Origin of the sequence: Rhodanobacter ginsengisoli (genome assembly GCF_042657065.1) — a bacterium.
Classification (GTDB): Bacteria; Pseudomonadota; Gammaproteobacteria; order Xanthomonadales; family Rhodanobacteraceae; genus Rhodanobacter; species Rhodanobacter ginsengisoli.
The window spans coordinates 107,853-121,811 of the sequence record NZ_JBHSNF010000001.1 but is presented as its reverse complement, the minus strand read 5'-3'; the positions used below and the strand labels follow the sequence as shown (position 1 = coordinate 121,811).

Sequence of the window (13,959 nt, the reverse complement as noted above, 5' to 3'; positions counted from 1 at the left end):
GGTCGCGGCCTGCGCTCGACGCGCGGACCTGCCGCCACCGGCGCGATCCTGCTCGCCACCTTGCGTGCCTGAGGCCGCGAACATGCATTCGCGGGCACCCGATTTCGCAATTTAATGCGTTCGCAGACAGGACCTTCGTCACTTGCGGCGTGACAAAGGCAGACCTGAGAGTGAAGGGAATGCCTGCGCGTTCAGTCGACCCGCGGCACGCCTCCCCGCCGACCCAACGGAAACAGCCATGTCCCGCACCCGTCATCGCGTACTGTCACTCGCCATCCTGTCCGCCCTCGTCAGCCTGCCTGCGCTTGCCGCCACTGCACCGGCGGCGCCCCGCACGGCCGACAACAAGACGATCGAAAACAAGGGCCCCTTCGCGGAGCTGCATTTCCGCGACCTCGGCCCGGCCGTCGCCGGTGGCCGCGTGGCCGCGGCAGTCGGCATTCCCGGCGATCCGTTGACCTATTACGTCGGCGCCGCCGCCGGTGGCGTGTGGAAGACCACCGATGGCGGCGAGCACTGGAAGCCGATCTTCGAGCACGAGGCCAGCGCCTCGATCGGCGCCATCGCACTGGCGCCCTCCAACCCCAACCTGGTTTGGGTCGGCACCGGCGAGAGCAACATCCGCAACGACATCGTCGACGGTGCCGGCGTGTACCTGTCCACCGATGCCGGCAAGAGCTTCAAGCGCATGGGCCTGGCCGATGCCGGCCAGATAGGCAAGATCATCGTCGACCCGCACGACCCCGACCACGTGCTGGTCGCGGCGCTGGGCCATGCCTGGGGCCCGAATGCCGAACGCGGCGTGTTCGAGACCACCGACGGCGGCAAACACTGGCACAAGACGCTGTTCGTCGATAACCAGACCGGCGCGATCGACATGGCGATGGCACCTGGCAATCCGCAGGTGCTGTTCGCGGCCACCTGGGAAGTGGTGCGCCATCCGTGGAACCTGATCGATGGCGGCAAGGGCAGCGGGCTGTGGCGCTCCACCGATGGCGGCGCGAACTGGGAGAAGCTGACCGACGACCTGCCCAAGGGACCGCTGGGCCGCATCGCGGTAGCCACCGCGCCGAGCGATCCGCAGCGCGTGTATACCCTGATCGAGACCAAGCCGGGCCAGGGGCTGCTGTTCGTCTCGCACGACCTCGGCGACAAGTGGACCGAGGTCAGCGACAACCACCAGCTGGACGTGCGCCCGTTCTACTTCTCGCGCTTCGTGGTCGCGCCGACCGATGCCGACAAGCTGTACTTCATGTCGTTCCACCTGATCCAGTCCGACGACGGCGGCAAGACCGCACACGTGGCCGACAAGGACGTGCATCCGGATCATCACGCGCTGTGGATCGATCCGGCCAACCCGCAACGGATCCTGCAGGGCAACGACGGCGGCGCCTACCTCAGCCAGAACGGCGGCAAGAGCTGGCGCTTCCTCGATGCCTTGCCGATCGAGCAGGATTACATGGTGGCCGCCGACAGCCGCACGCCGTACACGCTGTGCGCCGGCCTGCAGGACAACGCCGGCTGGTGCGGCCCGGCCAGCTCGCTGGCCGACAAGGTGCTGGGTGCGAACGACTGGTTCAATGTGGTCGGTGGCGACGGCGAGTACGTGGTGCCGGCACCGAGCGACCCGAACCTGATCTACAACGACGCCCAGGACGGCGCGCTCAGCGTGTTCCATCGCGACAGCAAGCGCAGCGACTTCATCATGCCGTACCTGCACGGTCCGGGCTTCGTCAACGACCTGCCGCTGACCGAAGCGAAATACCGTTTCAACTGGACCACGCCGATCGCAGTCGACCCGCACGACGCAAGCACGGTCTACGCCGGCGCCAACGTCGTCCTGAAATCCACCGACGCGGGCCTGACCTGGGCGCCGATCAGCGCTGACCTGACCCGCAACGACAAGGCGAAGCAGGCGCTCTCCGGCGGCCCGGTGAACCTCGACCTTTCCGGCGCCGAGACCTACGACACCGTGTTGTCGCTGACGATCGCGCCATCGGATCCCAGGGTGCTCTGGGCCGGTACCGACGACGGGCTGGTTCAGCTGACCCGCGATGGCGGCGCGCACTGGGCCAACGTCACGCCCGCCGGCGCGCCGAAGTGGGCGCGCGTGTATCAGGTCGGCGTGTCGGCCAGCCAGCCAGGTCATGCCTATGTCGGGTTCGACGCGCATGAGCTCGACGACCGTCATGCCTACGTCTACCGCACCGACAACTTCGGCAAGAGCTGGACGCGGATCGACAAGGGGCTGCCGGATGCACCGGTATCGGTGGTGCGCGAGGATCCGGATCACGCCGACGTACTGGTCGCCGGCACCGACACCGGCGGCTGGATCTCGCGCGACAACGGTGGCCACTGGAGCCCGCTCGGCGCCGGTTTCCCGACCGTGCCGGTGGTCGACGTGAAATTCGTGCAGGGCGATCTGGTGCTGGCTACGCATGGCCGCGGGATCTTCGTGTTCGACCACTTCGCGCCGCTGGCCGAATACAGCGATGCCATCGCCAAACAACCGCTGTACCTGTTCACCCCGCGCGCGGGCATCGACTTCGTGCGCTGGTCGCGCGGCGAGGGCGCCGAACCGCTGTACACCGTGCATAACGCACCGGACGGCGTGCTGATCGACTACAGCGTGCCCAAGGCGATCAAGGCGGGCAAGCACGACAAGCATGGCGCGGTCACGCTGACCGTGCGCGACAGCGCCGGCAAGCTGGTCGCCACGCGCTACACCAACGCCAAGGCGGGCGTGAACCGGTATGCCTGGAACATGCATTACGACGGCGCCACCCGACTCGACTTCGACAAGCCGCAGAGCGACGACGAGAACAAGGACAAGGACGGCAACAACTGCCACGGCCCGATCGCGTTGCCCGGTACCTACCAGGTCACCGTCAGTGCCGATGGCCACAGCGCCAGCGAGAGCGTGATACTGAAAGCCGACCCCAACCAGAAGCCGGCGCCCGAGGCCAGGCAGGCGATCCTGCAGCACGCGCTGGCCGCGCGCAACGAACTGAGTACGCTCAACGACATGCTCAACCGGGTCGGCTCGATGCGCACTACGCTGAAACAGTTCGAGGACAAGGCCGGCGACGATGCGCGCTACGCCGATGCGCTGAAACTGGCGAAGAAGCTCGATACCGAACTGGGCAAGTTCCGCGACAGCATCTACGCCCCCGGCGTGCAGCACGATGTGCTCGAGGACGAGCTCAAGCAACTGTCCGACCTGCACGGCAGCGTGCAGGCGCTGGCCGGCTATGGCTTCTCCGACCTGCAGGGACAGATGCCCACGCCGGCCCTGCTGGAGATGGCCCAGCAACTGGACGGCCAGGTCCGCGTCAGGGTCAGTCAGTTCAACGCCCTGCTCGCCGGCGACGTGGTCAGCTACAACCACGCTGCGTATGCGGCTGGCGCGCCGACGCTGATGACGGGTGAGCCGGCAGGGGGCGTCGCTTTCGCCCCATAGCGGGTCTCGCGGGGTCCGGGCCGCGAACTCGGAACGCGACTGGCGAAAGGTGCGGGCCAGGGACCCTCTCGCGTACGGGGAGAGGGTCCCTGGCTTGCTCCCGCGCAGGCATGTCCACGGACCCGGCGACCGCCCGCCTCCGCGCCACAGGAGTAGGCTTGGCCATCAGTTCACGGGAGGCTTGAACCATGTCCCATCGCACCCGCACATTCCTGCTTCTGCTGGCCGGCGCCCTGGCGCTGCCCTGCTTTGCCGAGGCCGCCACAACACCGCCCTCCGGCACCGTCGCGCAACTGCGGCATGCCGTCCAGGGCGATTGGCGCTCCGCCGCGCACAAGGCCCGCGACCGCTACCGCCACCCGGTCGAAACCCTGCAGTTCTTCGGCATCAGGCCGGACATGACGGTGATCGAACTGGATCCCGGCGGCGGCTGGTACAGCGAGATCCTGGCGCCGTTCCTGTACGACCACGGCCACCTGATCGAGGCCGGCTCGCCCAAGTTCGCCGACCGGATCAAGGCCGAGCCCGCCGTGTTCGGCCATGTCGAGAAGGTCGTCCCGTTCACGCCGCCGCTGCAGCTCACGCTGGGCGCACCGGCCTCCGCCGACATGGTGCTGACCTTCCGCAACACCCACGACTGGCTCAACCGCAGCCCCGACACGCTGGCCGCCGCGTTCAAGTCGGTCTACGACGTGCTCAGGCCCGGCGGCGTGTTCGGCGTGGTCGAGCACCGCGCCAGACCGTTCTCGGATGCGGTGGAATCCGCCAGGACGCTGCACCGCATTCCCGAGGATTACCTGATCGCCCTCGCACTGAAGACCGGCTTCCGCCTCGACGGCGTGTCCCAGATCAATGCCAATCCGAAGGATCCCGAAGACATCAACGTGCACCGCCTGCCACCGGACCTGGCCGGCCCCGACAGCGAGCATGCGAAACTCAAGGCGGTGGGCGAATCGGACCGGATGACGCTGCGCTTCGTGAAGCCCTGAGCCGGGGCACGGTCGCAAGCGCGACTGCCGAATCGCCGCCAAGGCGAGGCCGCTGAGTGCTTGCGGCTGCCAGAAGGAACATTCAACGCTCCACCGCCCCACCCGGCAGCTCGCGTGCGCGATGCGCATGCATCATCCGGACCCGGCTGCCCGCACGATCAGCAAGAGTCCGGCCGCGATGGCGACGGCGCCGATGGTTCGCGCGACACGTTCTCCCGCCGGCGCGAGGCGTTCGAGGGTGATGGCTGCCGTCACGCCCGCCATCGCGCGCAAATCCATCACGCCGATGACCAGCAGGATCGCGGTCAGGCCGGCGCAGCAGCAGATGCAATCGAGGCCGAGGCGCAGACCGTGCCGCCACGCCGCGCCGGCGGCCGCGCGCAACCTGCCGCCGTGTCCCGGTGCCGCCCGGCAGCAGGCAAGCCGATGCGCCTTCCACGCAGTGAACTGCAACGCGCCCATGAGCAGGACGACCGCACCGGCCGCGAACGGCACCGCGCGGGCCAGCGCCGGCTGCCGCATCTCGATCGTCGCCAGCGCGGTGCCGAGTGGAAAGACCGCTGCCCCGACCGCTGTCCACATGAGGAAATAGCCCGCGCCCACCAGCACGGCCAGCCACCCCGGATGCCTCGCATCCGTCCGGCCGACGGCCTCGCGATAGCGCCGCAGCATCGGCACCAGCGACGGCAGCATCATCGCCGTCATCATCACCGCCCACATGCCGAGGAACGTTGCCGCAGCGCCCGGCCACGTCTGCCCGCCCGTGCGCATCCACGCCATCGACAGGCGCCAGCCGCCGGGCATCGGCATCCCGCCCATCGCCGACATCGAGGCGCAGCGGAGGACGGTCGCCGTCGCGCTGGCGGCGAACAGCCACGCCGACGTGCCGAGGAAGATCCAGTCGGACGCGCACGCCGGCACCATCCGGCGCGCACCCTGCCGTTCCGCGGTGGTGCCGACGGCGCCCATGAGCCGGCTCAAGCCGCGCCGTACTCGTCGTGGCGGCGCCACCACATGCCCGTCTCGTTACGCCCGCGGGGCGCGCGATCGAGCCACTGGTACATGCCCCAGAGGCCGTCCAGCCCGCGCGCGTAGGTGGAATAGCTGTGGTAGACGACGCCGTCCGCCAGCACGAACGCGCTCATGCCCGGCCGCTCGCGCAGGTAGGTGGACACGTCGGTTCCGGACATGTTGGCGTTCTGCACAGGCGGTGAGGCGTCGCCGGCTTCCTTGCCCATCTTGAACGGAAGCTGCGACGCCGGCGGTTCGCGCCGGTAGTTGTATTCGATGCCACCCTCGCGCTGCTGCCGCTCGGTGAACGAGCTGCTGAAATCGGCGTTGAAATCGCTGCCGAACGACGACGCCCACGGAAACGTCCAGCCCATCCGCTGCCGGTACGCCTGGATCTTCGCGAACGGCGCCAGCGATACCGCCATCAACATCACGTCGTGGTGGGCGAGGTGCGGCGCAAACCCGTTGAAGCCGTCCGCGATCGTCGAGCAGGTCGGGCAGCCCGCGATGTAATCGGGCCCGAACATGAAGTGGTAGACGAGCAGCTGCGAGCGACCGCGGAACAGCTCCGCCAGCGTGGCGCTGCCTTCCTCGGTCTCGAACCGGTACGTCTTGTCGACGCGGACCCACGGCAGCGCCTGGCGCTGCCGGGCCACTTCGTCGCTGCGTCGCGTCAGCTCTTTCTCCGCCGCCAGCAGCTCCAGTCGCTGCTCGAGCCACTGCTCGCGGGTTCCAATGGCGTGTGTTGTCATGACTTCCTCCCGTTGTTCATCGTGTCGATCTCGACCTTGCGGTGCGTGTTTGCACCGGTCGCGTCATTTGGGGTATGCCGGTTCGTGCTCCACGCCATCAGGCGGCGACCGGAGCGTGTCGGGCGAAATCGGCCATCTGCTGGTCCAGTGCCCGCCGGAAGGCCGGCCGCGCCTCGCAGCGCTTGACGTAGGCGTCGAGCAGCGGAAATCCGGCCACCAGCTCGGTGTGCCTGAGGAACCGCAGCACCGTCGTCATCAGGATGTCCGCCGCCGTGAAGCGGTCGACCAGGTGATCGCGCCCGGCGAGCGCGGCCGAGAGTGCGGCCAGGCGTTCGGTCACCGCCGCGACCACCGCGGGACGCCGCAGCTCGACCCACGGTTCGCCCGCATGCAGCAGATCCATCTCCAGCAGGTTCTGGATCGGCGGCTCGACCGTGTTCAGCGCGGCGAACATCCAGGTGAGCACCTCGGCCCTGGCGTGCGCGTCGGCAGGCATCAGCGCCGCGGAGTCCGCCGCGATGCGATGCACGATGGCGGCCGATTCGAACAGCCCGCGCCCGTCCGCCTCGAACGCCGGCACCATCCCGAACGGCTGCCGTCGGCGGTGCGCGGCGGCATGCCGCTCCTGGAAATCGATCAGCTCGACGTCATAGGCCTGACCGGCCTCTTCCAGCGCCCAGCGCACGCGCAGGTCCCGCACCAGCCCCTGCGCGAACGGCGGGGCCCAGCGGAATCCCCAGACAACGATCTTGTTCATGGCAGCTTTCTCCCGTATGGATCGATCGGGTCCGTGGGGGCCGGCGGCCTCAACCAGGGACTGCGGGATAGGCTAGATTCCGGGAACCGGACGGTGGGAGTGACAACTGTGGCGCGATTGAGATGAGCCTGCTCCGATGGATTCGCTGATCACCGCGGCGGCGCGTGCGCTGGCGGCGGGCGACCCGCTCGGCGCACTGAAGCGCATCGCCTTGCGCGACGATGCGCCTTCGCTGGCGCTGCGCGGCGTGGCGATGGCCCAGCTCGGCGATTTCGTCCGGGCCAGGACGCTGCTGCGTCGTGCCATGCGTGCGTTCGGTCCGAAAGAGGCGATCGCCCGTGCGCGATGCATGGTCGCCGAGGCCGAGGTGGCACTCGCCTCGCGCGACCTCGGCTGGCCGGCGAAGACCCTCGACGCGGCGCGGGTGACCCTGGAAGCGCGCGGCGACCGGGTCAACGCCGCCCATGCACGGTACGTGGCGATCCGCCGCCTGTTGCTGATCGGGCGCCTCGACGAGGCCGAGCACGCGCTCGCCGGGATCGACCCGGAGCCCTTGCCGCCGGCCTTGCTGGCCGCCCACGCGCTGATGGTCGCGGGCATCGCGATACGCCGCATCCGCACGAAACCGGCGCAAGCCGCGCTGGAACGGGCCGGGCTGGCCGCGCGGCGCGCCGGCATCCCGGCCCTGATGGCGGAAGTCGAAAACGCGTGGCTGCTGCTTCGCACGCCCGCGGCGCGCGTGCTGACCCACGGCGAGGAGCGACGGCTGCTGCTCGGGGAGGTCGAGGCCCTGCTGGCGTCGGATGTCCTGGTGGTGGATGCGTGCCGCCATGCCTTGCGCCGGCAGGACGCCGTGGTCGCGCTCGCCGGTCGGCCGGTGCTGTTCACGCTGGCACGGATGCTCGGCGAGGCGTGGCCGGCGGACGTGCCGAGGAACACGCTGATCGCCCGTGCCTTCCGGGCCAGGGTCATCGACGAATCGCATCGCGCGCGGTTGCGCGTCGAGATGGCGCGGCTGCGCACGGCGCTGGGCATGCTGGCCGGGGTGCACGCGACGAAGCGCGGATTCGCCCTGGTACCGCATGGCGCGCGCCCGGTCGTCGTGCTGGCCTGGCCGATCGAAGAGCCGCATGCGGCCGTGCTCGCCCTGCTAGCCGACGGCGAGGCGTGGTCGAGCTCGGCGCTGGCGCTCGCTCTGGGAAGCAGTCAGCGCACGGTGCAACGCGCGCTGGACGCGCTCGCGACGGCGGGCAAGGTGCAGTCGTTCGGTCTCGGGCGGGCGCGTCGCTGGATGACCCCGCCCCTGCCCGGATTCACGACGACCTTGTTACTCCCCGCGCCGCTCGCGGGCGACTAGGATTCCACCATCGAATGACCCGGATGGAACCATGAAGCGATCAGCCGCCGACATCGTGCAGGAATACGGTCCCTTTCCGGGGGTCGACCGCGTGGGCGGGGTGGCCTATGACGGCGAGCGCGTCTGGTTCGCGTCCGGCGACCGCCTGAACGCGCTCGATCCGGCCAGCGGCGAAACCCTGCGCTCGCTCGACGTCGCGGCGCATGCGGGCACCGCCTTCGATGGCCAGCATCTGTACCAGATCGCCGAGGATCGGATCCAGCGAATCGACCCGGCCAGCGGCCGCGTGCTCGACACCATCCCGGCGCCCGGTGGCGGCGGCGACTCGGGGCTGGCGTGGGCCGAGGGCACGCTGTGGGTGGGGGAATATCGGGAGCGGAAAATCCATCAGGTCGATCCCCGCACGGGGACGGTGCTTCGCTCCATCCAGTCCAACCGCTTCGTCACCGGGGTGACCTGGGTCGACGGCGAGCTCTGGCACGGAACCTGGGAGAATGATGCGAGCGAGTTGCGGCATATCGATCCGCGCACGGGAGCGGTGCTGGAACAACTCGACTTGCCCGCGGGCATCGGCGTGTCGGGGCTCGACTCCGACGGCGGGGGGCGGTTTTTCTGCGGCGGGGGATACGGCGGAAAGGTCAGGGCCATCAGCCGACCGGGACGCGGAGCCGCGGCCGGCAAAGGCTCCCGTCCCCCCGTCGACGTCACCGACACGTAATCGGAGCGGCCACCGGACGCCATCGGCGATCTGCGGCATCGATCGGATGAATCGGCGGTCGCAAGCAACCCGCCCAGCCGCTCCCGTGACTTTCGGCCCATAAGCGTCACCTGCCGAAGCGCCCTACACTCACGGCTTTGAGCTTGCCCGTCCCCGGGGGATTGTCCATGCGCCTGCGTCGCTGCCTCACCGTGTTTGCCCTTGGCCTCGCCACCACGTTCGCCGCGCATGCCACGGTCGACCCCTCGCTGTACCAGGGACTGAGCTGGCGACTGGTCGGGCCGTTCCGCGGCGGCCGCGTGCTGACGGTGGCGGGGATTCCCGGCGACAGCCGGCATTTCTATTTCGGTTCGGTCGACGGCGGCGTGTGGGCCACGGCGGATGCGGGGCGCACCTGGCAGCCGATCTTCGACGACGGGAACGTCGGCTCGATCGGCGCGCTGGCGCTGGCGCCGTCGGACCCGAAGACGATCTACGTGGGCAGCGGCGAAGCCGACATGCGCTCGGACATCGCGCACGGCAACGGCATGTACAAGAGCACCGACGCCGGCGCGCACTGGAAGCACATCGGACTGGAGGACAGCCGCCAGATCGCCAGCGTGCTGGTCGATCCGCGCAACCCGGACGTGGTGTTCGTGGCGGCGCTGGGCCATGCCTACGGCCCGAACGCCGAGCGCGGCGTGTTCCGCTCCACCGACGGCGGCGCGCACTGGAGCAAGGTGCTGTTCAAGGACAACGACACCGGCGCGATCGACCTGGCATTCAAGCCCGGCGATCCGAACACGATCTACGCGGCGTTGTGGCAGACCCGCCGTCCGCCATGGAGCGTGTACCCGCCGTCGAACGGGCCGGGCAGCGGCCTGTACGTCTCGCATGACGGCGGCAGCCACTGGAGCCCGGTGCAGGGCAACGGCTTTCCCGCGCATCCGGGCCGCATCGGCATCGCGCTGGCGCCGAGCCAGCCGAACCGCGTGTACGCGCTGGTCGATGCCGCCGATGGCGAAGGCGGCCTGTACCGGTCCGACGACGGCGGCGCGCACTGGGAGCATGTCACCGCCGACCAGCGCATCTGGAAGCGCGGCTGGTATTTCTGCCGGCTCACGGTGGATCCGAAAAACGCCGACCGCGTCTACGTGATGAACACCATCGTGTTGCGCTCGGACGACGGCGGCAAGCAGTTCATCGCGCTGAAGGGCGATCCCACCGGCGACGATTTCCACCAGATGTGGATCGATCCGACGAATCCGGACCGGCAGATCCTCGGCATCGACCAGGGCACCGTGATCACCCTCAACGGCGGCAAGACCTGGTCGAGCTGGCTGAACCAGCCGACCGCGCAGATCTACCATGTCAGCACCGACAACCAGTTCCCCTACTGGGTCTATGGCGCGCAGCAGGATTCCGGCGCGGTGGCGCTGCCCAGCCGCGGCCAGAGCCACGACGGCATCACCATGGAACAGTTCCACGAGGTCACCGCGGGCGGCGAGAGCGGCATGATCGCGCCGGACCCGGACGACCACGACATCGTCTACGGCGACAAGGTCGACAAGCTCGACACGCGCACCAACCAGACCCGCAACATCGACCCCACCCTGGCCTACCCGGCGGCGCACTACCGCGGCGCGTGGACGCTGCCGCTGACGTTCTCCAGGCGCGGCACGAAGACGCTGTACTTCGCCAACCAGCGCTTGTTCCGCACCACCGACGGCGGCGACCACTGGGCACCGATCAGCCCCGACCTCACCCGCGAGGATGCCGGCACGCCGGCCACGCTCGACCCCACCACGGCGGCCGACGACAACCACGTCGACCAGCGGCGCGGGGTGATCTACACCATCGCGCCCTCGCCCCTGAACGGCCATGCGCTGTGGGTCGGCACCGACGACGGCCTGGTCTGGCGCACGGACGACGACGGCACGCACTGGCGCCAGGTGACGCCGAACGCGCTGACACCGTGGTCGAAGATCGCCGGCATCGAGCTGTCGCCGTTCGACGCCAACGTGGCGTACCTGGCGGTGGATCGCCACCGCCTCGACGACGACACGCCGTACATCTACCGCACCGGCGATGGCGGCAGCAGCTGGCAGCGCATCGACGGCGGCATTCCACGCGACAGCTTCGTCAACGTGGTGCGCGCCGATCCGCAGCGCAAGGGCCTGCTCTACGCCGGCACCGAGAGGGGCATGTATGTGTCGTTCGACGACGGGGCGCGGTGGCAATCGCTGCAGCAGAACCTGCCGATGACCTCGGTGCGCGACATCGACATCCACGGCGACGACCTGGTGCTGGCCACCCACGGCCGCGGCTTCTGGATCATGGACGACGCCAGCGCACTGCGTCAGGTCGCCGGCGTGCCTGCCGGGGCGGTCACCCTGTTCAAGCCCGCCGAGGCGATCCGCGTGCGCACGCCCAGCTTCACCGGCACGCCGCTGCCCAAGGACGAGCCGACCGCGGCGAATCCGCCCGACGGCGCGATCATCGACTACGCCTTGCCGGCCGGCGTGAAGGGACCGTTGACCCTGACCGTGCTCGACGCGCAGGGACACACCGTGCGCAGCTACAGCAGCGCGGACAAGCCACCGATGCTGGATCCGGCCAGGCTCGCCTACGCACCCGAATGGGTGCCGCAGCCGCTGCGCCTGTCGACCGCCGCCGGCATGCATCGTTTCGTGTGGGACCTGCACTACACGCCACCGGCCGGCGTCGAGTCCGAGCGCGGGCCCGCGGAAGGCGTGTGGGCGCCACTGGGGTCCTACCGCATCGTGCTGCAGGTGGACGGCAAGACCTATCGGCAGCCGCTGCAGCTGTCACCCGATCCGCGGGTGAAGGTGTCCATCGCCGCGATGCAGCGTGAGTTCGCGCTGGCACGCCAGGTCGAGCAGGCCCAGCTCCGCGCCGCCGCCGCGAGCACCGAGGCCGACAAGTTGCTCAAGGCACTGGATGCCCGGTTGCCCCAGGTCCGAGGCGCACTGCACGCGCAGATCGTGGCGTTGCTGACCACGGCGCAGGACCTGTCCGGCGTGGTGCTGCATCCGGATCCGCGCAACTCCATGGGCAGCCCGCCCAGGCGCACCGACAGCCTGCGCGCGTTGTCGATGAACCTGGCCAGGCTGGCTCAAGCCGTCGATGGCGCCGACGCCGATCCCGGCGCCGACGCACGGGCTTCCTATGCCAGCCTCAACGGCACGCTGGGCGCCACGCTCGACGCATGGACGCAGCTGAAGCGGCAGCTCAACGACAAGCTCAAGGCCGCCGGCGGCAAGCCGATCGCGCTGTAACTGCCGGACGCAGGCTCAGGCCTGCGGATCGACCCGCCCCGCCAGCCCATCGGCGGGGGCGACGTCGCCGGGCAGGTTGATCTCGATCCAGCGACCCACGAACACTTCCAGCGCCACCCGCGGCGGCACCTCGATGCCGGCGTCGCGCACGAACGCGGCGCAGGCCTGCACGAACGCCTGCCGCGACTGGCTGCAGGCCAGCCGGGTCGTCGCCTGCTGGCGGCGCAGCTGGACGATATGCGGCGAGGGCTGGCCCGGCTTGGCGAACTTCTGATAGCGGCGCAGCTCGTCGGCCACCTGCTCCGTCTCGAACGCCACCTGCAGCATCGTCCGGCGCGCCTGCAGCAAGCGGATCAGGTCGCCGACGACTTCACCGGAGCGGGCAGCGCCATCCCCCGGCCACAGCAGCCTGGCCAGCAGCGGCGACAGTGCAGCACCCGCGGGGCGGGGCGCCGCCGTGTCGTCGAGCGTCTCGAGGTAGCTGAGGAAGCCGGCGTGGGCAAAGGGCTTCGGGATGGCCATGGGACGCCTGCGGATGGGGTGCGCGGACGATACGTGTTTCGGCGGCGCCACGCCATGCGCTCGATGGTTTCGGATCTTGCCCGCGAGGATGCCCTCACGCGTGCCCGGACACCGCGTGCGGCACGTAGTGTTCCTCCAGCACGCCGATTTCCTCGGGCGTCAACGACAACGCGAGCGCCGCCATCGCATCGTCCAGGTGCTGCGCTTTCGAGGCGCCCACGATCGGCGCGGTGACCCACGGTTTGCTCAACACCCAGGCCAGCGCCACCTGCGCCTTCGGCACGCCGCGCGCGGCGGCCACGCTCGCCACCGCATCGACCACGCGGCGGTCGGCATCGGGCGTCACGTACAGCGTCTTGCCGTACTTGTCGGTCTGCAGGCGTTCGCTGCCCTCATCCCAGGCACGGGTGAGCCGGCCGCGAGCCAGCGGGCTCCAGGGAATCACCGCGACGCCCATGTCCTGGCACAGCGGCATCATCTCGCGCTCCTCCTCGCGGTAGAGCAGGTTGTAGTGGTTCTGCATGCTGACGAAGCGGGTCCAACCGTTGCGCTCCGCCACGTGCTGCGCCTTGGCGAACTGCCAGGCGTACATCGACGAGGCGCCGATGTAGCGCACCTTGCCGGCCTTCACCACGTCGTGCAGCGCCTCCATGGTTTCCTCGATCGGCGTGCGATGGTCCCAGCGGTGGATCTGGTACAGGTCGACATAGTCCGTACCGAGGCGACGCAGACTGTGATCGACCTCGCTCAGGATCGCCTTGCGCGACAGCCCCATGCCGTTGGGCCCCGCATGCATGCGCCCATGCACCTTGGTCGCCAGCACGATGGCGTCGCGCTGGCCGTGCTCCTTCAGCACGCGACCGACGAACTCCTCCGAGGTGCCGTCCGAATAGACATTCGCGGTATCCAGAAAATTGATGCCCAGCTCCAGCGCACGCCGGATCAGCGGCCGGCTGGCCTCCTCGTCCAGCGTCCAGGCGTGGGCGCCGCGCTCGGACACGCCATAGGTCATGCACCCCAGGCACAGGCGCGACACGTCCAGGCCGGTGTGGCCAAGCTTCACGTATTTCATGGCATGACTCCAGCAGGGTATGGGCCCTGCAGATTAATCGCCC

Annotated in this window: 10 protein-coding genes; 5 read left to right on the top strand and 5 right to left on the bottom strand. The window is 69.3% G+C overall.

Translation table 11 applies throughout. The features are described from left to right. The first annotated feature begins 238 nt into the window (after positions 1-238). Positions 239-3,460 carry a VPS10 domain-containing protein gene (locus ACFPPA_RS00510; protein ID WP_377316209.1) on the top strand — a complete coding sequence of 1,074 codons (3,222 nt, stop codon included), beginning with the start codon at positions 239-241 and terminating at the stop codon, positions 3,458-3,460. A 188-nt stretch (positions 3,461-3,648) separates the two neighbouring features. After that, positions 3,649-4,449 (top strand): class I SAM-dependent methyltransferase, encoded by an 801-nt coding sequence (locus ACFPPA_RS00505; protein ID WP_377316207.1) that lies wholly within the window; start codon positions 3,649-3,651, stop codon positions 4,447-4,449. A 132-nt stretch (positions 4,450-4,581) separates the two neighbouring features. On the opposite strand, the gene ACFPPA_RS00500 is transcribed toward ACFPPA_RS00505, so the two are convergent. The 3 genes from ACFPPA_RS00500 to ACFPPA_RS00490 form a co-directional block, all read right to left on the bottom strand. Continuing rightward, the gene (locus ACFPPA_RS00500) at positions 4,582-5,418 is read right to left on the bottom strand and encodes a DUF2182 domain-containing protein (protein ID WP_377316205.1); all 837 of its coding nucleotides are present in this window, start codon (positions 5,416-5,418) and stop codon (positions 4,582-4,584) included. Positions 5,419-5,426: 8 nt separating this feature from the next. Continuing rightward, the gene (locus ACFPPA_RS00495) at positions 5,427-6,212 is read right to left on the bottom strand and encodes a DUF899 domain-containing protein (RefSeq protein ID WP_377316203.1); all 786 of its coding nucleotides are present in this window, start codon (positions 6,210-6,212) and stop codon (positions 5,427-5,429) included. A 97-nt stretch (positions 6,213-6,309) separates the two neighbouring features. Continuing rightward, positions 6,310-6,969 carry a glutathione S-transferase family protein gene (locus ACFPPA_RS00490; RefSeq protein WP_377316201.1) on the bottom strand — a complete coding sequence of 220 codons (660 nt, stop codon included), beginning with the start codon at positions 6,967-6,969 and terminating at the stop codon, positions 6,310-6,312. A gap of 136 nt (positions 6,970-7,105) precedes the next feature. On the opposite strand from ACFPPA_RS00490, the gene ACFPPA_RS00485 reads away from it, so the two are divergent. The 3 genes from ACFPPA_RS00485 (at position 7,106) to ACFPPA_RS00475 (ending at position 12,322) form a co-directional block, all read left to right on the top strand. Continuing rightward, positions 7,106-8,326: a helix-turn-helix domain-containing protein gene (locus tag ACFPPA_RS00485; protein ID WP_377316199.1), complete on the top strand. Its 1,221-nt coding sequence runs from the start codon at positions 7,106-7,108 to the stop codon at positions 8,324-8,326. 31 nt (positions 8,327-8,357) lie between these two features. Then, complete coding sequence (locus tag ACFPPA_RS00480) at positions 8,358-9,044, top strand: Vgb family protein (protein WP_377316197.1); 687 nt, start codon at positions 8,358-8,360, stop codon at positions 9,042-9,044. 167 nt (positions 9,045-9,211) lie between these two features. Continuing rightward, a complete protein-coding gene (locus ACFPPA_RS00475) occupies positions 9,212-12,322 on the top strand; it encodes a WD40/YVTN/BNR-like repeat-containing protein (RefSeq protein WP_377316195.1) in 3,111 nt (1,036 codons plus the stop codon). Between the two features lie 15 nt (positions 12,323-12,337). On the opposite strand, the gene ACFPPA_RS00470 is transcribed toward ACFPPA_RS00475, so the two are convergent. Together ACFPPA_RS00470 and ACFPPA_RS00465 are read right to left on the bottom strand one after the other, a co-directional pair. Continuing rightward, positions 12,338-12,844, bottom strand: a complete 507-nt coding sequence (locus tag ACFPPA_RS00470; RefSeq protein ID WP_377316193.1) for a hypothetical protein — start codon at positions 12,842-12,844, stop codon at positions 12,338-12,340. 94 nt (positions 12,845-12,938) lie between these two features. Continuing rightward, positions 12,939-13,916 carry an aldo/keto reductase gene (locus ACFPPA_RS00465; RefSeq protein ID WP_377316191.1) on the bottom strand — a complete coding sequence of 326 codons (978 nt, stop codon included), beginning with the start codon at positions 13,914-13,916 and terminating at the stop codon, positions 12,939-12,941. Positions 13,917-13,959 lie beyond the last annotated feature (43 nt).